At 71.7% G+C, this 18681-nt stretch carries 14 protein-coding genes and 1 pseudogene; 8 read left to right on the forward strand and 7 right to left on the reverse strand.

Annotated elements, in window-relative coordinates; all coding sequences use genetic code 11:
- Window positions 1–11: 11 nt before the first annotated feature.
- Window positions 12–2864 carry an RNA helicase gene (locus ASC56_RS19480; RefSeq protein WP_055492743.1) on the forward strand — a complete coding sequence of 951 codons (2853 nt, stop codon included), beginning with the start codon at window positions 12–14 and terminating at the stop codon, window positions 2862–2864.
- A 73-nt stretch (window positions 2865–2937) separates the two neighbouring features.
- Here the strand turns inward: ASC56_RS19480 and atzF are convergent, their stop codons facing one another.
- From atzF to ASC56_RS19500, 4 genes are read right to left on the reverse strand one after another with little or no spacing between them, the layout of a single operon-like run.
- Window positions 2938–4587, reverse strand: a complete 1650-nt coding sequence (atzF, locus tag ASC56_RS19485; RefSeq protein WP_055492744.1) for an allophanate hydrolase — start codon at window positions 4585–4587, stop codon at window positions 2938–2940.
- Window positions 4588–4645: 58 nt separating this feature from the next.
- Window positions 4646–8167 carry a 5-oxoprolinase/urea amidolyase family protein gene (locus tag ASC56_RS19490; protein WP_055492745.1) on the reverse strand — a complete coding sequence of 1174 codons (3522 nt, stop codon included), beginning with the start codon at window positions 8165–8167 and terminating at the stop codon, window positions 4646–4648.
- Entirely contained in the window at window positions 8164–8796 is a 633-nt protein-coding gene (locus tag ASC56_RS19495; RefSeq protein ID WP_055492746.1) for an urea amidolyase associated protein UAAP2, read from the reverse strand. Before ASC56_RS19495 ends, ASC56_RS19490 begins: the two co-directional genes overlap by 4 nt.
- Complete coding sequence (locus tag ASC56_RS19500) at window positions 8793–9617, reverse strand: urea amidolyase associated protein UAAP1 (protein ID WP_055492747.1); 825 nt, start codon at window positions 9615–9617, stop codon at window positions 8793–8795. The genes ASC56_RS19495 and ASC56_RS19500 overlap by 4 nt, the downstream gene beginning before the upstream one ends.
- Before the next feature lie 283 nt (window positions 9618–9900).
- Here ASC56_RS19500 and ASC56_RS19505 point away from each other — a divergent pair, with 283 nt between their 5' ends.
- From ASC56_RS19505 to ASC56_RS19530, 6 genes and pseudogenes are all read left to right on the forward strand, one after another.
- The gene (locus ASC56_RS19505; protein ID WP_055492748.1) at window positions 9901–10527 is read left to right on the forward strand and encodes a TetR/AcrR family transcriptional regulator; all 627 of its coding nucleotides are present in this window, start codon (window positions 9901–9903) and stop codon (window positions 10525–10527) included.
- Window positions 10528–10866: 339 nt separating this feature from the next.
- Window positions 10867–12489 (forward strand): ATP-binding protein, encoded by a 1623-nt coding sequence (locus tag ASC56_RS19510; protein WP_055492749.1) that lies wholly within the window; start codon window positions 10867–10869, stop codon window positions 12487–12489.
- Window positions 12486–12893, forward strand: coding sequence for a roadblock/LC7 domain-containing protein (locus tag ASC56_RS19515; RefSeq protein WP_055492750.1), 408 nt, complete (start codon window positions 12486–12488; stop codon window positions 12891–12893). Before ASC56_RS19510 ends, ASC56_RS19515 begins: the two co-directional genes overlap by 4 nt.
- A 233-nt stretch (window positions 12894–13126) precedes the next feature.
- A pseudogene (locus ASC56_RS41990) lies at window positions 13127–13468 on the forward strand (DUF742 domain-containing protein); the annotation flags it as partial.
- Window positions 13449–14069 carry an ATP/GTP-binding protein gene (locus ASC56_RS19525; protein WP_055492752.1) on the forward strand — a complete coding sequence of 207 codons (621 nt, stop codon included), beginning with the start codon at window positions 13449–13451 and terminating at the stop codon, window positions 14067–14069. The pseudogene ASC56_RS41990 and the gene ASC56_RS19525, both read left to right, overlap by 20 nt.
- Before the next feature lie 115 nt (window positions 14070–14184).
- Window positions 14185–15693, forward strand: a complete 1509-nt coding sequence (locus tag ASC56_RS19530; RefSeq protein ID WP_055492996.1) for a cytochrome P450 — start codon at window positions 14185–14187, stop codon at window positions 15691–15693.
- Between the two features lie 13 nt (window positions 15694–15706).
- Here the strand turns inward: ASC56_RS19530 and ASC56_RS19535 are convergent, their stop codons facing one another.
- Entirely contained in the window at window positions 15707–16648 is a 942-nt protein-coding gene (locus ASC56_RS19535) for an RluA family pseudouridine synthase (RefSeq protein ID WP_055492753.1), read from the reverse strand.
- Between the two features lie 57 nt (window positions 16649–16705).
- On the reverse strand, window positions 16706–17068 hold the full coding sequence (locus ASC56_RS19540; RefSeq protein ID WP_055492754.1) for a DUF5335 family protein: 363 nt from the start codon (window positions 17066–17068) through the stop codon (window positions 16706–16708).
- Window positions 17069–17359: 291 nt separating this feature from the next.
- Here ASC56_RS19540 and ASC56_RS19545 point away from each other — a divergent pair, with 291 nt between their 5' ends.
- Complete coding sequence (locus tag ASC56_RS19545; RefSeq protein ID WP_055492755.1) at window positions 17360–17578, forward strand: hypothetical protein; 219 nt, start codon at window positions 17360–17362, stop codon at window positions 17576–17578.
- Window positions 17579–17856: 278 nt separating this feature from the next.
- Here the strand turns inward: ASC56_RS19545 and ASC56_RS19550 are convergent, their stop codons facing one another.
- The gene (locus ASC56_RS19550) at window positions 17857–18060 is read right to left on the reverse strand and encodes a cold-shock protein (protein WP_055492756.1); all 204 of its coding nucleotides are present in this window, start codon (window positions 18058–18060) and stop codon (window positions 17857–17859) included.
- Between the last annotated feature and the right edge of the window lie 621 nt (window positions 18061–18681).

An 18681-nucleotide genomic window follows, 5' to 3' on the forward strand; every position in this document is an offset into this window, starting at 1 on the left:
CGATCCGGATAATGATCGTCCTGATGTCAGTGGGTCCCGGTACGCTCGAAAGTACGATGACAGAAGAGCTCTCACCGGCCGAGCGATACGTGGCAGCCCGCAAGCGTGCTGCCGAGCAGGCCACCGCGCTCGCTTCCTTCCGCGAGATGTACGACTTCGACCTCGACCCCTTCCAGATCGAGGCGTGTCAGGCGCTCGAGGCGGGGAAGGGCGTGCTCGTGGCCGCGCCCACCGGTTCCGGCAAGACGATCGTCGGCGAGTTCGCCGTCCATCTCGCCCTCGGGCAGGGCAAGAAGTGCTTCTACACGACACCCATCAAGGCACTGTCGAACCAGAAGTACGCCGACCTGTGCCGCCGCTACGGCGCGGACAAGGTCGGCCTCCTCACCGGCGACAACAGCGTCAACTCCGACGCCCCGATCGTCGTGATGACCACCGAGGTCCTGCGGAACATGCTGTACGCGGGCTCGGGGACCCTCCTCGGCCTCGGTTATGTGGTCATGGACGAGGTGCACTACCTCTCCGACCGCTTCCGCGGCGCCGTCTGGGAGGAAGTGATCATCCATCTGCCCGAGTCGGTCACACTGGTGTCACTGTCGGCGACCGTGTCGAACGCGGAGGAGTTCGGCGACTGGCTCGACACGGTCCGCGGCGACACCGAGGTGATCGTCTCGGAGCACCGGCCCGTGCCGCTGTTCCAGCATGTGCTGGCGGGCCGCCGGATGTACGACCTGTTCGAGGAGGGCGAAGGCCACAAGAAGGCCGTCAACCCCGACCTCACACGCCTGGCCCGGATGGAGGCCACCCGCCCGTCGTACCAGGACCGCAGGCGTGGCCGCGCCATGCGCGAGGCCGACCGCGAACGGGAGCGCAGAGAGCGCGCCCGGGTGTGGACGCCGGGCCGTCCCGAGGTCATCGAGCGTCTCGACGCCGAGGGCCTGCTGCCCGCGATCACGTTCATCTTCAGCCGCGCCGCCTGCGAGGCCGCCGTCCAGCAGTGCCTGTACGCCGGCCTCAGGCTCAACGACGAGGAGGAGCGGGAACAGGTGCGCGCCCTCGTCGAGGAGCGTACGGCGTCCATCCCCACCGAGGACCTGCACGTCCTGGGCTACTACGAGTGGCTGGAGGGCCTGGAGCGCGGCATCGCCGCCCACCACGCGGGCATGCTGCCGACGTTCAAGGAGGTCGTCGAGGAGCTCTTCGTCCGGGGCCTGGTGAAGGCCGTGTTCGCGACCGAGACCCTGGCGCTCGGCATCAACATGCCCGCGCGCTCCGTGGTGCTGGAGAAGCTCGTCAAGTGGAACGGCGAGCAGCACGCCGACATCACCCCCGGCGAGTACACCCAGCTGACCGGCCGCGCCGGCCGGCGCGGCATCGACGTCGAGGGCCACGCGGTGGTGCTGTGGCAGCGCGGCATGAGCCCCGAGCACCTCGCGGGCCTGGCGGGCACCCGCACGTATCCGCTGCGCTCCAGCTTCAAGCCGTCGTACAACATGGCCGTGAACCTGGTCGAGCAGTTCGGCCGGCACCGCTCCCGCGAGCTGCTGGAGACGTCCTTCGCGCAGTTCCAGGCGGACAAGTCGGTCGTCGGGATATCACGCCAGGTGCAGCGCAACGAAGAGGGGCTGGCCGGCTACAAGGAGGCCATGACCTGCCACCTCGGCGACTTCGAGGAGTACGCCCGGCTGCGCCGCGAACTGAAGGACCGTGAGACGGAACTGGTCCGGCAGGGCGCGGCGCAGCGCCGCGCGGAGGCCGCCGTCGCCCTGGAGAAGCTCAAGCCCGGTGACGTCATCCACGTCCCCACCGGCAAGTACGCGGGCCTGGCGCTGGTCCTCGACCCCGGTCTGCCCGCAGGCCGTTCCAACGGCCACCGGGGCTTCGAGCACCACGACGGTCCGCGCCCGCTGGTCCTGACCGCCGAGCGGCAGGTCAAGCGGCTGGCGTCCATCGACTTCCCGGTGCCCGTCGAGGCGCTGGAGCGGATGCGCATCCCGAAGTCGTTCAACCCGCGCTCGCCGCAGTCCCGTCGCGACCTCGCCTCCGCGCTGCGCACCAAGGCCGGGCACATCCCGCCGGAGCGGCACCGCAAGAGGCGGTCCGCCGCGGCCGACGACCGGGAGATCGCCCGGCTGCGGACGGCGCTGCGCGCCCACCCCTGCCACGGGTGCAACGACCGGGAGGACCACGCCCGTTGGGCCGAGCGCTACCACCGGCTGCTGCGCGACACCTCGCAGCTGGAGCGCCGTATCGAGGGTCGTACGAACACCATCGCCCGCACCTTCGACCGCATCGTCGCGCTGCTCACCGAGCTGGACTATCTCCGCGGCAACGAGGTGACGGAGCACGGAAAGCGCCTCGCGCGGCTGTACGGCGAACTGGACCTGCTGGCCAGTGAGTGCCTGCGTGCCGGTGTCTGGGAGGGCCTCGCCCCGCCCGAACTGGCCGCGTGCGTCTCGGCGTTGGTCTACGAGGCCCGGGTCGGCGACGACGCGATGGCGCCGAAGCTGCCGTCCGGCAAAGCGAAGGACTCGCTGGGCGAGATGGTGCGCATCTGGGGCCGGCTGGACGCCCTGGAGGAGGACTTCCGGATCACCCAGACCGAGGGGGTCGGCCAGCGCGAGCCCGACCTCGGCTTCGCCTGGGCCGCGTACATGTGGGCCAGCGGCAAGGGCCTCGACGAGGTCCTGCGCGAGACGGAGATGCCCGCCGGCGACTTCGTCCGCTGGACCAAGCAGGTCATCGACGTCCTTGGCCAGATCGCGGCGGCGGCTCCCGCGGAGGGCTCGACCGTGGCCAAGAACGCCCGCAAAGCGGTCGATGAGCTGCTGCGCGGGGTGGTCGCCTACTCGTCGGTGGGTTGATCGCCGTCGGGGCGTGCGGGTTGTGTCTGGTTGCCAGGGCAGTTCCCCGCGCCCCTTGCGGCTGCTGTCCTCCTCAACGATCCAGGTACGCCCGCCAGCCCCCGTACCCCGTGATGTCCTCGGCGTCCGTCAGGGCTCCGGGCTCGCACAGGAACCCGGGGACGCGGCTGCCGTCGGCCAGTTCCACGCTGCCCAGGGCCATCGGCCGGGGGAGTGCGGCCAGCAGACGGCCCAGGCCCTCGGCGGGCAGCCACCACACCTCCGTCTCGATCGCCGCGCCGCCCGCGCCCACGTGGACCAGGCCCGGCTTGGGCGGGTCGGTCGGCAGGGCGTGCAGGCGGTAGGCCGGGGCGGTGGTGGTCGTGCGGTCCAACCGGGCGCCCAGGGCGAGCAGTTGGGGGTTGAGGGGCTGACCCGACAGATGGGCGCCGACCACCGCGATCCGCGTCTCGGGCGTCAGCGCACTGGCTACCCGGGCCAGCCGTTCGTCGGTGAACGCCGGGCCGATCAGCATCACGCCGAAGGGCAGCCCGCCCACCTCGCCCGCGGGGACGGCCACGGCGGCCAGATCGAAGAGGTTGGTGGAGTTGGTGAAGCGGCCCAGGCGTGCGTTGGCGCCCAGCGGGTCGGCGGCGACCTCGGCGAGGGTGGGGTGGCCCGGAGTGGTGGGGAGCAACAGCGCGTCGGCGTCGGCCAGTTCGGCCAGGGCCCGGTCGCGCAGGGCGGCTAGCCGTTCCTGGTCGGCGAAGAGCCGGTGGGCCGGGATGTCGCGGGCGCGGGTGATGATGCCGGCGACGGTGGGGTCCAGACCCGCGCCGCCCTCGGCGATCAACTTGTCGACAAAGCTCCCGACCGCCGTGTAGCGCTCGGCGACGAAGGCGCCCTCGTACAGCATCCCGGCGGCCTCGGTGAAGGGGGTGAGGTCGATGGTCCGCAGCTCGGCGCCCGCGCGGGCGAACCGCGCGACGGCGGCCTCGAACGCCTCGGCCCAGCCCTCGTCCAGTTCGCCGAGCTGGGCCAGGGGCGGGAGGGCGATGCGCCAAGGCCCCGGGAGGCGTGGCGCGAGCGGTACGAGAGCACGGCCGGGCGGGGACGCCATGTGTGCGAGGGCCTGCTCGGCCTCCGGCAGCGTTCGGGCGAACACCGTGACGCAGTCGATCGAGGCGCAGGCGGGGACGACACCGGTGCTGGGGACGAGACCGCGGGTGGGCTTGAGGCCGACGACGCCGTTGAAGGCGGCCGGGACCCGGCCCGAGCCCGCGGTGTCGGTACCGAGGGCGAGGTCGACGATGTCGAGGGCCACCGCCACGGCCGAGCCGGAGCTGGAACCGCCGCTGACCCGTTGCGGGTCGTGGGCGTTGCGGACCGCGCCGTAGGGGGAGCGGGTGCCCACCAGGCCCGTGGCGAACTGGTCGAGGTTGGTGGTGCCGAGCGCGACCGCTCCGGCCGCGCGGAGGCGGGCGACGGCCGGGGCGTCGGCCTCCGGCCGGTAGGCGTAGGCCGGGCAGCCGGCCGTGGTCCTCAGGCCGTGGACGTCGATGTTGCCCTTGGCGGCGAAGAGCCGACCGGCGAGGGGGAGGTGCTCGCTCGCGGCCAGGCGGGCGTCGATGGCCTGGGCTTCCTCTTCGACCTCTGCCCGGGGGCGAAGGTCGATCCAGATCTCTGGACGGTCCACGGCTTCGATGCGGTTGTATGCGCGGCGGACTCTGTTCAACGCGGACATCGGTGCTCCAGGGCTGGGGATGGTTCGGGTGCCGGGTGCCGGGTGCCGGGCCGTCGGGTCACGGAACCGTCGATTCCGCCGGAGCGAGGACGAGCAACGCGGTGCCCGCCTCCACCTGGTCGCCCGGCTTCGCCAGGAGCTCGGTCACCACCCCGTCCATCGGCGCGTGCACCTTCGACTCCATCTTCATCGCCTCCAGGGTCAGCAGCGGCCGGCCCGCCGTGACCCGGTCCCCCTCTCGCACGTTCAGCTGCCACACCGACGCAGCGAACTCCGCCTCCACCAGCCGGCCGCCCACCGGGACCGCCACTCGCGCCGTCGGCGGTGCCGGGGTGGTCGCCGCCTGCGCCCGGGCGAACTCGCCGGCTGCCTCCCAGGCGTCGCGTTCCGCCGCGAAGGCGGTGCCCTGGCGGGACCTGAACCGGGCGATCGAGTCGGCGTTGTCGGCCAGGAACGCCTCGTACTCCGCAAGGGAGAACACGCCCTCCTCGCTCCGCGGTACGAAGCGCCCCGAGGTGATGTCCGCGCGCAGTTCCAGCAGTTCCTCCGCGGTCACCGGGTACCACTTGATGCGGTCGAAGAAGCGCAGCAACCATGGCGAGCCCGGCTCGAACGCGCCCCGCTGCTGCCAGCCCGACCACACCTGTGTCGTGCGGCCCACGAACTGGTAGCCGCCGGGGCCCTCCATGCCGTAGACGCACAGGTAGGCCCCGCCGATGCCGACCGAGTTCTCGGCGGTCCAGGTGCGTGCCGGGTTGTACTTCGTCGTCACCAGGCGGTGGCGCGGGTCCAGGGGAGTGGCCACGGGGGCGCCCAGATACACATCGCCCAGACCCAGGACCAGGTACTCCGCGTCGAAGACCGTGCGGTGGACGTCCGCCACCGACTCCAGGCCGTTGACACGGCGGATGAACTCGATGTTCCAGGGGCACCAGGGCGCGTCGTCGCGGACGCCCGCCATGTAGCGGGTGATGGCCTCACGGGTGGCCGGGTCGTCCCAGGAGAGGGGGAGATGGACCGTGCGGGACGGTACGACCAGCTGGTCGGTGGGCGGGAGCGCCGTGGCCAACTCCCGGACGACCGTGAGCAGTTCCGACTGCGGTCGACGCTTCGGGTCGGCCTGGATCTGCAGGGAGCGGATGCCCGGCGTCAGGTCCGTGACGCCGTCCAGGCAGGCCTCTCCCACCGCCTCCATCAGCGCGTGCACCCGCATCCGCAGCGCCAGGTCCAGCCGCATCGGCCCGAACTCGACCAGCAGGTTGTCGTCGCCGCTGCGCCGGTACGTCACGTCGCCGTCCCGGGCCAGCACTCCGCCGTCCACGATCGCGGGCCGCGGCGCGCCGTCGTCGGCCAGCGGCGCGAAGCGGACCGTGTCGCCCGGGCGCAGCTGACCGAGCTTCCAGCGCTCCCGGGTGGCCACCGTCGCCGGGCAGACGAACCCGCCGAGCGAGGGACCGTCCGGGCCGAGCAGCACCGGCATGTCGCCCGTGTAGTCGACGGCACCGACCGAGTACGGGGTGTCATGGATGTTGGACGGGTGCAGGCCCGCCTCGCCGCCGTCCGAGCGGGCCCAGCGCGGCTTGGGGCCGACCAGTCGTACGCCTGTCCGGGCCGAGTTGAAGTGGACCTTCCACTCGGCGCCGTAGAAGTCGTGGATGTCGTCCTCGGTGAAGAACTCCGGTGCCGCGTGCGGGCCCTCCAGTGCTCCGAGCAGCCAGGACGAGGTGAAGGCCGGCCGGTCGGCCGCCGGCACCGGGGCGCCCGTGGTCACCGTGCCGCCGTGCAGGACGTCGCCCGTGCGCAGCGCCCGGCCGCCGTGCCCGCCGAACCGGCCCAGGGTGAAGGTGGCGGCGCTGCCGAGGTAGGCGGGCACGTCCAGGCCGCCCGCGAAGAGCACATATGTGCGCAGACCGTGCGTCTGTGGTGCGCCGATCTCCAGGACGGCGCCCGCGGGCACCGTCACCGGCTCCCACTGGGCGACCGGAGTGCCGTCCACCGTGACCGGCGCCGGGGCGCCCGTGACACACACGGTCGTGGCGTGGGTGAACCGCAGCGTCGGCCCCTGGAGCGTGCACTCCAGGCCGGGCGCGCCCTCCGGGTTCCCCAGTGCACGGTTGCCGAGCCGGAAGGAGAGGTCGTCCATCGGGCCGCACGGAGGCACGCCCACCTGCCAGTAGCCGGTGCGGCCCGGCCAGTCCTGGACGGTGGTGAGGGTTCCGGCCGAGACGGCCTCGATGCGCGGCGTCGGGTCGGTGACGGAGACGAGGGTCGCCGTGGAGTGCGCGGCCGAGCGGACGTCCGGGTCCGCGAGTGCCGCCCGCACCAGCCCCAGGTTGGTCTCGATGCCGTCCACCCGGGTCCGGGCGAGGGCGTCGTCCAGCCGTCGGAGCGCGTGCGCCCGGTCGGGACCGTGGGCGATCACCTTGGCGAGCAGGGGGTCGTACGAGGTCGTGACCTCCGTGCCCGTCTCGACCCAGCCGTCGACGCGCACGCCTTGCGGGAACTCGACGCGGGTCAGCAGGCCCGCGCTGGGCCGGTGGTCGCGTGAGGGGTCCTCGGCGTAGAGGCGGGCCTCGACGGCATGGCCGCGGGGCGGGCCCGGCTGCCGGACCACGTCCTCGTCGCCGCGGGCCAGCCGCAGCATCCAGGCGACGAGGTCGACCCCGTAGATCTCCTCGGTGACCGGATGCTCCACCTGCAGACGGGTGTTGACCTCCAGGAAGTACGCCTCCTCGCGGGCCGCGTCGTACACGAACTCGACGGTGCCGGCGGAGCGGTATCCGACCGACGCGCACAAGTCGCCTGCCGCCGCCGTCAGTCGCTCGCGCACGTGCGACGGCAGTCCCGGCGCCGGTGCCTCCTCGACCACCTTCTGGTTGCGGCGCTGGAGGGAGCAGTCGCGGTCGCCGAAGGTGACGACACGGCCGTGCCCGTCGCCGAAGACCTGTACCTCGACATGGCGGGCGTTCTCGACGAGCCGTTCCAGGAAGACCCCGGCGGAGGAGAACGAGGCGGCGGCGACGCGCTGCACCCGCTCCCAGGCCTCTGCCAGCTCCTCGGCGGAGCGACATGCCGACATACCGATGCCGCCGCCCCCGCCCGTCGCCTTGAGCATCACGGGATAGCCGATCCCGGCTGCCCGGCGCAGCGCCTCGTCCAGGGAGGCGAGCAGACCGGTTCCCGGCGCGAGCGGCACACCCGCCGCCCGGGCCGCCGCCCGCGCCGTGTGCTTCGCGCCGAACAGCTCCAGCTGCTCGGGCGTCGGGCCCACGAACACGATCCCGGCGTCCTCGCAGCGGCGCGCGAACGCCGCGTCCTCGGACAGGAAGCCGTAGCCGGGGTGGATCGCGCCGGCGCCCGTGTCCTTGGCGGCCTTCAGCACCAGGTCCGGGTCGAGGTACGACTCCTTGGCCGCCGCCGGACCGAGCCGTACGGCCTGGTCGGCGAGGCGGACGTGGGGCGCCGAGCGGTCCGGGTCGGAGTACACCGCGACCGTGCGCAGACCGAGCTCGCGGGCGGTGCGGATGATGCGGACGGCTATCTCGCCCCGGTTGGCGACCAGCAGGGTGTCGACGCTCATACGGCGTCCCCGCGGTCCGTCGTCCCGGCGATCGTCATCTCCACGGCGGTCGGCTCGAAGCCGTTGCACGGGTTGTTGATCTGGGGGCAGTTGGAGACCAGGACCAGCACGTCGCGTTCGGCGCGCAGGGTCAGCGAGAGGCCGGGGCCGGAGATGCCGTCGACGATGCCGAGGGTGCCGTCCTTCTCGACGGGCACGTTCATGTACCAGTTGACGTTCGAGACGAGGTCGCGCTTGCCGAGTCCGTACTTGGCGCCCTCCGCCAGGAAGTTGTCGACGCAGGCGTGCTGCGACCAGGTGTGGTGGCCGTACCGCAGCGTGTTGGACTCCTTGGAACAGGCGCCGCCGACCGTGTCGTGCCGGCCGACGTCGTCCGCGACGACCGTCATCAGCGGTGTGTGCTCGTTGGAGAGCAGTACGCTGCCCGTGGTGAGGAAGATGTTCCCCTGCGCGTGGATGGTGTCGGGCGCGCTGTAGCGGACGGACGTGTCGTGGGCGTCGTACACCAGGAAGTCGACGGCCTGGTTGCCCCGCAGGTCGGTGATGGTCAGGGTCTCGTGGGCCCGGACGAGCGACGACCAGGCGGCGCGTGCGGGTACGACGGTCTTCCTCGTGGCTGTCGTGCTCATGCGTGCCCCCTCGCGGCAAGGAATTCGGCGGTGTTCAGGAAGGCGCGGCGGCCCTCCGGGGTGGCCTCCCACAGCGGGTCGCCCGGACGTGTCGCCTCCGCGCGCCGGGCGAGGACCTCCAGGGGGGTGCAGAGGTAGTCGGGACGCGGGTCGGCGGGGTGCGGGACGTTCGCCAGGAGCACGGTGACGTCCTGCTCGGCGCGCAGGGTGACGACCGCGCCCGGGCCGGCCGAGCCCGTGAAGTCGAGGGTGCCGTCCTCGCCGACCTCCACGCCCTGGAAGAACGAGAGGGAGGGCGGCAGATCGCGTGGCTGAAGGCCGTTCTTGGCGGCGGCCAGCTTGAACAGCTCGCGGCCCGCGGGAGATGCGGACTGGGGGGTGCCGTCCCCGTAGCGCTCCGTGTTGCGTACGAGTGTGGAGGTACCGCACAGCGCGTCGTGCCGGCCGGAGGTGTCGGCGACGATCGACGCGAGGACGCGGCCCTGGTCGGACAGGAGCAGCTGCCCCTCGCCGAGGTAGGCGTTCCACTGCACCTTGACCGTGTCGGCGACGTTCAGCCGCTCCCAGGGGCGGTCGGCCGCGTACAGCAGGAGATGGGCGCAGGCGTCGCCGCGCAGGTCCGTGAGCCGCAGTTCGGTGCCGCGGGCCAGCACCCGGTGGGTGTAGTTGCCGCCCGCCACGGTCTCCGCCCAGACCAGGTGCCCCGCCTCGGGGGGCGGCATGGGCCAGGCACTCGCGGGCACGACGGGCATGGCCTCGGCCTGGGTGCCCTCCTGTGCCCGGGCGTGGTCGCGGGCTCCGTGGGTGGTCGCTGTCGCCATCGCGGGACCTCCGGGTGATCCGGTCGCTGCTGTGCCTGCTTCTGCCGTGTCTGTTCCTGCTGCGCGTGTGTCTGTTCCTGCTGCGCTTGTTTCTGTCGCGCGACAGAAATTAGGCGGGGGTGGGGTCGCTGCCGTGTCCCGGGTGTTGCCGCTCGGTTACCGACCCCTCACCGGGGGCGTCGTGGGGCGGGAGGGGGATCGAGGTTCGGCCTGCCCGGGCGGGGATCGTCCGGGGTGCCCGCGTCGAGATCGCCGTACGCCGCCATGTGCGAGGATCGAACGCATGGGAACCGGTGGTGGGCGGCGGGTGGGCAGGCCGCGGGTGGCGCAGCGGCCCGACAGTGGGCTGTCCCCACGTGACGAACTCCTCACGGCCGCAGCCGAGTTGTTCACGACCCATGGGTATGCCGCCACCACCACGCGGGCGGTGGCCGAGCGGGCCGGTATGCGGCAGGCGTCCATGTACCACTACGTCTCCGGCAAGGAGGAGCTGCTCGCCGAGCTGCTGGAGTCCACCGTCACGCCCTCCCTCGCCTGTGCGCGCGAGTTGCTCGCCGACGACGCCACCCCGGCCGAGGCCCGGCTGTGGGAGCTGTGCCGCACCGACGTGGAGCTGCTCTGCGGCGGCCCGCACAACCTCGGCGGTCTCTATCTGCTGCCCGAGGTCCGCTCCGAGCGCTTCGCCGGCTTCCATGCCGTACGTGCCGAACTCAAGGACGCCTACCGGCAGTTGCTCGCCGCCACCCGGGCGGGTGGCGCGCTCGCCAAGGGGGAGCTGGATCTGCGGACGGATCTGGTCTTCGGTCTGATCGAGGGGGTCATCCTCGTCCACCGCTCCGACCCGGAGCGTCCGGTCTCCGTCTTCGCCGAAGCGACGGCGGACGCGGCGCTGCGCATCACGGGATCCTGACGGTCACTCAACTGCCCGTTGGCACAGGGGGATTCACCTGCAAGGGCAGTGGGCATCGGACGACTGTTCGCTGTGACCCACAGTGTTCGAACGCGGGCGCAGCGTGTAAATCCGCTGAGCGTACTCCTGCCCCAGTGGGCGTTTCAGGTGCTTGCGGAATATGACGCGGCGATGATCCGGTCGGACTAAGCTCGCCCGCGGCGCACCGAGTTGAGTTGTATTCGCGCGCCTGTTCCCAAACGTACCGAAGATCCTATTGATTCCTCATTCGATCCGGTACCTGCCCCGCTTCTCTTCCGCAAGCACCCCTGATCCAGCCGATTCGTCTCAGAGGCATACATGGTCAGTGTTCAATCGCCCCCAGGTGGCCGTGAACTTCCCTACGCGCGCGAGCTGTTGCTGCCCGCCATACTGATGGGCGCGGCGACAGGGGCCGCCGTCGCGGCGGTGCCGGAGCCGGCCCGGATCGCCGTCGGCTGGTGCGGAGCCATCGCCACGGTCCTGGTGACAGCCGTCGCGGCGGTGGCGGCACGGCGCGGCCGCGCCCTCCGTGCGCTGCGCGCCGACTTCGCGCAGCGCACCGCCTATCTGGAACAGCGCATCGCCTCCCAGGACGACGACCTCGAGTACTTCCGCACGGAGGTCCTGTCCAGGACGCTCCATGTGCTGCGCGGCGGAGTCTCCCCCTCCGAGGTGATCCGCACGGTCATCGACGCCAGCCCCCAGTTCCGCGGGATTCCCCACCCCCAGCGCCAGTTGCTGCGCACCCTGCTCCAGATCGTCGACCGCGAGATCGCGATGCGCGACTCCTCGCAGCGCGCCTTCGTCAACATCGCCCGCCGCGTCCAGGCCATCGTGCACCAGCAGGCCAAGGAACTCAGGGAGATGGAGGAGGACCACGGCCGCAACCCCGAGGTCTTCGACGACCTGCTGCGCATCGACCACGGCACCGCGCTGATCGGCCGCCTCGCCGACTCCATCGCCGTCATCGGCGGCGGCCGCCCGGGCCGCCAGTGGCCCAAGCCCGTACCGCTCTACAGCGTGCTGCGCGGCGCGATGTCCCGCATCCTGGAGTACCGCCGCATCGACCTCGACTCCATCGCCAAGGTCAACATCAAGGGCACCTCGGTCGAACCGATCATCCACGCCGCGGCCGAACTCCTCGACAACGCCACGCGCTACTCGCCGCCCCAGACCAGGGTGCACGTCACCGCCACCGAGGTGCAGACCGGTATCGCCGTCGAGATCGAGGACGGCGGCATCAGCCTCGGCGAGGAGAGCCGGGCCAAGGTCGAGAAGATGCTCGCCGACGCCCAGGCGGGCGTGGACGTGCAGAAGCTCGGCGAGGCTCCCCGTCTCGGCCTCGCCGTCGTCGGGCGTCTGTCGTCGATGTTCAACATGCACGTCTCGCTGCGGAAGTCCGCCTACGGGGGTGTGCGCGCCATCCTCGTCATTCCCAACGACATGCTGACCACCGAGCCCGCGCCCGGATTCGCCCACGGCATCGGTGCCACCTCCGTGCCGACCCTGGACAACGACGGGGTCGCGGGCCCCGCCCGCCGGCCGAAGAAGCGCCGCCCGACCACCGGGCCCCGCATCCCGCAGCAGCTCGCCATGGAGGACGACGTCCCCGTGGTCACCGAGTGGACGGCGGGCGGCCTGCCGCAGCGCCGCAGCCGGGTGAAGATCCCGCTCAGCCAGCGCCTCGCGGAGGCCGCCGCCGCGGAGGCCGCCGCCCAGGCCGTCGAGGCCGCGACACACGCCCCCTGGCGGCCCGAACCCGAACCGGAGAAGGAGGAGCACGCCCCCGGCCTCTGGGTCGAGGCGTTCATGAACGGGCTCAAGGCCGACCCGGACCCCAACGCCTTCTCCGCCGGACCTCCGGCCGACGACCCGCACGCATTCACCAGGACCGACGACCCGGCCCCTGCCGAGGCCGACGACAAGGGGAACCTCAAGTGATCCAGCAGCGAGGCAACTTCGACTGGTTGCTGAAGGAGCTCGCGGACGGAGTACCGGGCGTCCACCAGATCGTGGTGCTCTCCGCCGACGGCCTGCGCATCGCCCGCTACGGCGGTGATCCGGACGCCGCCGACCGCGTCGCTGCGGCCTGCGCGGGACTGCAGAGCCTGGCCGGGGCGGTAGCGGCCGAGATCCCGCACAGCGACGGCCGGATGCACATGGTGATCATCGAGATCGACGGAGGCTACTTCTACATGATGGCGGCCGGTCCCAACGCGTACCTCGCCGTGCTCGCCGACACCGTCGCGGAGGCCGGCCTGATGAGCAACCGCATGCGCGATCTCGTCCTTCGCATCGGCTCCCATCTGACCAGTCCGCCGCGGCGCGACGGGCAGACCGTATGACTCCTCCGCAACGCCGCAGGCGCTACCCCACACAGCAGCCCCCACCCGAGCCCGTCGTCCTCGACGGCGGGACGGTCCCCGACAGCGGGAAGGCCCCGGACGGCGGGACGGTCCTCGATGGCGGGACGGCCTTCGACGGCGGGAAGGCCCCGGACGGCGGGACGGCCTTCGACGGCGGGACAGCCCTCGATGGCGGGACGGCCTCCGACGGCGGGACGGCCCTCGATGGCGGGAAGGAGGGCGAGGCGAACAACCCCGAGCGGCTGTACATCCTCACCGGCGCGGCCGACGGCGGCGAGCGGGCCCCCATCGACCTGGTCACCCTGATCGTGGCCGGCGCCGATCCCCCGCCCACCGCCACGCCGGAGCAGTCGGCGCTGCTCCGGCTCTGCCGAGCCCCCCTGTCCGTGGCCGAGATCTCGGCCTACCTCAGTCTGCCGTGCAGTGTGGTGACCGTCCTGCTCACCGACCTGCTGGCGGCCGAACTGGTCCAGGCGCGCGCCCCGATCGTCCGGCAGGCGGTGCCCGACCGTTCCCTTCTCGAAGCGGTGATGCATGGACTTCAACGGCTCTGACATCGTCCCCGGACCACGGACCGAGGACCACCTGCCGCACACGGCGCAGGCCGCGGTCAAGATCGTGATCGTGGGTGGCTTCGGGGTCGGCAAGACGACCATGGTCGGTTCCGTCAGCGAGATCAGGCCGCTGACGACCGAGGAGACCATGACACAGGCAGGCATCGGCGTCGACGACAACTACGGCTCCGACAGCAAGACGGCCACCACCGTGGCCATGGACTTCGGCCGGATCAGCATCACCGAGCAGCTGGTGCTGTACCTGTTCGGCACCCCGGGCCAGGAGCGCTTCTGGTTCCTGTGGAACGGCCTGTTCGAGGGCGCGCTCGGGGCGGTCGTCCTGCTCGACACCCGCCGCCTTGAGGTCAGCTTCGATGTCATCGGCCGACTGGAGGAGCGCGGCGTGCCCTTCGTCGTCGCCGTCAACTCCTTCCCGGACGGGCCCCGTTACCCCATCGAGGAGCTCCGCGCGGCACTGGACCTGCCCATCGAGATCCCGATCATCGAGTGCGACGCGCGCCGCCGGGCCTCCAGCCGTGACGTTCTGATGACGCTGATGCGCTTCCTGCACGCCCTGGCGATGACACGCGCCCCCGTCTGACCGGCCACGCACCACTACACACCCGCCACGCACCCTGCCGTACCCGTCCCTGCCCCATTCCTGTCCCGTCCCCATGCCCAGACACCGGATCCACCTCAGTTTCGGAGCGATCACCGTGACGCCTGAATCCCACTCCCCGACCGGCACGGACCTCACCGGATCGCACGACCCGGCCCCCGTCCCGCCGCCCGGCTGTCCGGCCCACGGCCGCGGCCCGGGCGGAGCACACCGGCTGTACGGTCCCGATGCGGAGGACCTGAAGGCCCTGTACGAGAAGCTGCGCGCCGAACACGGAGCCGTGGCCCCCGTGCTGCTCCACGACGACGTACCGATGTGGGTGGTGCTCGGCCACACCGAGAACCTGCACATGGTGCGGTCTCCCGCCCACTTCACCCGGGACAGCCGTATCTGGACCCCGCTGTCGTCCGGCCAGGTCAAGCCCGACCACCCGCTGATGCCGCACATCGCCTGGCAGCCCATCTGCTCCCACGCCGAGGGCGACGAGCACCTGCGGCTGCGCGGCGCGGTCACCGGCGCCATGTCGACCATCGACTACCGGGGGCTGCGCCGGTACATCAACCGCGCGACGCAGGCCCTCGTCAACCGGTTCTGCGAGGAGGGCCGGGCGGACCTGGTCTCCCAGTTCGCCGATCACCTCCCGATGGCGGTGATGTGCGAGGTCCTCGGCATGGCCGACGAGTACGGCGACCGGATCGTGCACGCCGCGCGCGACATGCTCAAGGGAACCGAGACCGCGATCGCCAGCAACCAGTACATCGTGGACGCCCTGACCCGGCTCACCGCCGCCCGCCGGGCCCAGCCCGAGGACGACTTCACCAGTCACCTCATCAACCACCCGGCCCGGCTCACCGACGACGAGATCAGGGAGCATCTGCGTCTGGTCCTGATCGCCGCCTACGAGGCCACGGCCAACCTGCTCGCCAACGTGCTGCGCGTGGTGCTCACCGATCCGCGCTTCCGGGCCCAGCTCAACGGCGGGCAGATGACGGTGCCCGAGGCGGTCGAGCAGTCACTGTGGGACGAGCCGCCGTTCAGCAGCATTCTGGGCTACTTCGCCAAGCAGGACACGGAGCTGGGCGGCCGGCGCATCCGCAGGGGCGACGGCCTGCTGCTGGGCATCGCGCCCGGCAACGTCGACCCGCGCGTGCGGCCCGACCTCTCCGCCGGTATGCAGGGCAACCGCTCCCATCTGGCCTTCGGCGGCGGCTCGCACGAGTGCCCGGGGCAGGACATCGGCCGCGCCATCGCGGACACCGGCGTCGACGCGTTGCTGATGCGGCTGCCGGACATCGAGCTGGACTGCGCGGAGGACGAGCTGCGCTGGACGGGGTCCATCGCGTCACGGCACCTGGTGGAGCTGCCGGTGCGGTTCGAGCCCAGGGCGCGGCAGGAGGTGACGCCGCAACCGGCTCTCGGGCCGATGCCGCAGCAGCGCCCCGGGTGGCTGATCACGACGCCCGCGCCCGTGGCCACCGATCCGGTGGTCGCCCCGCCCGCGCCGGCGTACCCCGCCGCCCCGCCGGCTTCCCCGGAGCCGGCCGCCGGGCCCGGCCGCCGTCCCGGCCCCTGGCGGCGGCTGCTGCGGTGGTGGCGGGGCGACTGAGCCGCTGAGACCCCTAACCGGCCCACGCGTCGTACGCCGACCACGCCTGGAGCAGCCGCCCGCTGACGAAACGGTGCGCGCGTCCCGTGACCGGATCGGTGAACTCCAGCATCCGTGCCAGCAGTTGGAGCGGGCGCCGGAAGTCACCGGCCGGAACGGGGCCTGTCACCACCGGATAGAGTGGATCGCCGAGGATGGGCAGCCCCAACTTGTCCATGTGCACGCGCAGTTGATGGGTCTGCCCGGTGCGCGGGAGCAGCCGGTAGCGGCCGCGCCCGGCGCGGTGCTCCAGCAGCTCTATCCGGCTGACCGCGTTGGGCTCGCCCGGCACCTCACGGGCCGTCATGACCCCGCGCTCCTTCACGATCCGGCTGTGCACGGTGGTCGGCAGGGGCACCTCGGGGTTGTACGGGGCGACGGCCTCGTACTCCTTGGTGACCCGTCGGTCGCGGAACAGCGACTGATAGGTGCCGCGTTCCTCGGGCCGCACGGTGAACAGCACCAGCCCGGCGGTGAGCCGGTCCAGCCGGTGGGCGGCGGTCAGCGTCGGGATGTCCAGGTCGCGCCGCAGCCGGGCGAGGGCGGTCTCGGCGACATGCCTGCCGCGCGGGGTGGTGGCGAGGAAGTGCGGCTTGTCGGCGACGACGATGTGCTCGTCGCGATACACCACCTCCACCGGGTACGGCACACGGACCTCGTCGGGCAGTGCACGGTGGAACCACACGTACATGCCGGGTACGTACGCCGTGTCGCGCGCGAGGGGCCGCCCGTCCGCCCCGACGATCAGCCCCGCCTCCAGCATCCCGTCGATCACCCCGTCCCCGGCCGCGAGCCGCGCCACGAGGTGGTCCCGCACGGTGGCCCACTCCTGCCCGAACGGCAACCGCACCCGCACCGGATCCACCCCGTCGCGCTGGGGGAGGGGAGGGGGCGGGATCCGGGTCTTGCGTCGCATCACGGCCAAGCGTACGAGGTGCCGTGACGGCCGCGGGCGGGAGGCGGGGCCCGGGAGTCAGGATCCCGTGCCGGACTCCTCCGGGTAGAACGTGATCAGGGTGGCGGTGCCGTCCTTGTCGACGATCCGAATCGCCGGCTCGGGGACGCCCTGCGGGGCGACATCGATCTCCTTGGGGTTCTGCACCATGTGCCGTAGGACGACCGGGTAGCGCGAGGACTGCCCGCCGACGGCGACGATCACCACGTCGTCCTTCGGGTCGTAGGCCTCGTAGGCGAAGGGCAGTCTCTCGGCTTCGTGCTGGTGCCCGATCTCCGGGTCCAGTATTTCGATGGTGACGAGCTCCCCCTCGTGCTCTTCGGTGATCTGGTCGAGGGCGGTCTGCCATGTCTTGCGGTCGAGCGTTCCGGTGTCGGCCATCGTCGGTGCTCCCTCGGCTGGTGCGGATCCGTTCTCCCTACGACGGTCGCCGCAGCCCTCCTCGACTGCCTCGGCCTGGCAGGTCGAGGCGCGCCGTCGCGCTGGACCTGCCGGGACGAACGGCCGGACGGAACTGACGAACCGGCCGGAGGCGGGCTGGCGAGCGGGTACCTCGAACCCCACCTCAGGGCGCTGCGAGGACGGGGCCTCGCTGCTCGTGGCGTGAGGCACTCCTACCCGGCCGGCTGATCACGGGATGCGGGCCGTTGCGCGGCGGGTGACGCTGGGGGCATGGCCGAGCCCAAGGTGATCGTTTCGCCGCCGCTACCGAAAGGCGGCCGACAGGTGCTTGTGGGGGACGAGGTCCTCGGCACCGCTTACTCCCTCCATGAGCTGACTGTGTACCTGCAGCGGGCTGGCCTGGAGGGCGTGGATGAGCTGGATGTGGCCATGTCGCCGCTGATCGAGTGGCATGGGGGCGGGCCCGAAGTGTGGCCGGCGACGGAATGACGCGAACCGCACTCCCCTGACGGCACCCCGCGATGGGGCGGGTCCTTGTGCCCGAGTCGGGAAGTTCCTCCCGGCGAGTGCGCATCGCGAGCTTGGCGAGGCGATCGGCGAGCTTGCCGACGCCGCACGCGCCTACGGCGGCCGCCCGTCTCGGCGGGCACTGCCTGGGTAGCCACAGCACAACGCCCCGCCACCCAGACCGCACAAGGCTGGGGGCGAGGCGATGGCCGACGCACACCCGGCCGGTGGATGCACTGGCCGGGGCTTCTTGTGCGTTGTCAGGCGGGCCGGATGTGCTCCGCCTGGGGGCCCTTCTGGCCCTGCGTGATGTCGAATGTCACCTTCTGGCCTTCCTGCAACTCCCGGAAGCCCTGGGCGTCGATGTTCGAGTAGTGGGCGAAGACGTCGGGGCCGCCGCCGTCCTGCTCGATGAAGCCGAAGCCCTTTTCCGCGTTGAACCACTTCACAGTGCCTGTAGCCATGTGCCTGTCTCCTTCGAGGGGACTTGTGCCGGACCGCGCACCGTGCGGGATCCGGAGGTGAGCGCCCTGGTCCGGAGAGGCGTTGAACAGCAAAAACGCCCGTGACTGCGATCACGGGCGAACGGGACTTCGGAACCACGACTGCTGATCACGACGCTACACCGACTGGTGACTCTCGACCACTGGAACACGGAGTTGGCCTCGCAGGCTGCGTTCGCCACCACTCAGATCCCGAGGCCGGCGAAGGCAGGAGCAGGCGCAGCAGGCTCGTCATCCCGCACCCGGATGCGGTGAAGGCGCTCATCGAGGCTGCGCCGGCCCGTTACCAAGCGCTCGTGCGGCTCGCCGCTCGAGCGGCCTACGGCAGGGGGAGTATTTCTGCCTCCCAGGACGGCGTCGACGCCGAGCGGGCCGTCGTCGAGGCGAGCCGGCAGTTGCTGACGCCCGACAAGGGCCCGCAGTACATCGGCCCATCGAAGACCGCCGAGAGCTACTGGGAAGTCCCCTCGGCTCCGTCCGCGCCGGCGGCGGTCGAGGAGCACAAGCGGGAGTTTCCCGTGGTGGGCGTGCACCGCTGGACAAGTACACGGGCCCCTGGCCCACCGCCGAGGACACCACGGC

This window comes from Streptomyces sp. TP-A0356 (assembly GCF_001417775.1).
Classification (GTDB): Bacteria; Actinomycetota; Actinomycetes; order Streptomycetales; family Streptomycetaceae; genus Streptomyces.

What these genes read in the sequence shown, in the direction of transcription:
- ASC56_RS19490 (WP_055492745.1), bottom strand. Translation starts at nt 8,167, where the DNA reads ATGAGCGTCGACACCCTGCTGGTCGCCAACCGGGGCGAGATAGCCGTC.
- ASC56_RS19540 (WP_055492754.1), bottom strand. Translation starts at nt 17,068, where the DNA reads ATGGCCGACACCGGAACGCTCGACCGCAAGACATGGCAGACCGCCCTC.
- ASC56_RS19550 (WP_055492756.1), bottom strand. Translation starts at nt 18,060, where the DNA reads ATGGCTACAGGCACTGTGAAGTGGTTCAACGCGGAAAAGGGCTTCGGC.
- ASC56_RS19545 (WP_055492755.1), top strand. Translation starts at nt 17,360, where the DNA reads ATGGCCGAGCCCAAGGTGATCGTTTCGCCGCCGCTACCGAAAGGCGGC.
- ASC56_RS19505 (WP_055492748.1), top strand. Translation starts at nt 9,901, where the DNA reads ATGGGAACCGGTGGTGGGCGGCGGGTGGGCAGGCCGCGGGTGGCGCAG.
- ASC56_RS19500 (WP_055492747.1), bottom strand. Translation starts at nt 9,617, where the DNA reads ATGGCGACAGCGACCACCCACGGAGCCCGCGACCACGCCCGGGCACAG.
- ASC56_RS19495 (WP_055492746.1), bottom strand. Translation starts at nt 8,796, where the DNA reads ATGAGCACGACAGCCACGAGGAAGACCGTCGTACCCGCACGCGCCGCC.
- ASC56_RS19525 (WP_055492752.1), top strand. Translation starts at nt 13,449, where the DNA reads ATGGACTTCAACGGCTCTGACATCGTCCCCGGACCACGGACCGAGGAC.
- ASC56_RS19480 (WP_055492743.1), top strand. Translation starts at nt 12, where the DNA reads ATGATCGTCCTGATGTCAGTGGGTCCCGGTACGCTCGAAAGTACGATG.
- atzF (WP_055492744.1), bottom strand. Translation starts at nt 4,587, where the DNA reads ATGTCCGCGTTGAACAGAGTCCGCCGCGCATACAACCGCATCGAAGCC.
- ASC56_RS19510 (WP_055492749.1), top strand. Translation starts at nt 10,867, where the DNA reads ATGGTCAGTGTTCAATCGCCCCCAGGTGGCCGTGAACTTCCCTACGCG.
- ASC56_RS19535 (WP_055492753.1), bottom strand. Translation starts at nt 16,648, where the DNA reads ATGCGACGCAAGACCCGGATCCCGCCCCCTCCCCTCCCCCAGCGCGAC.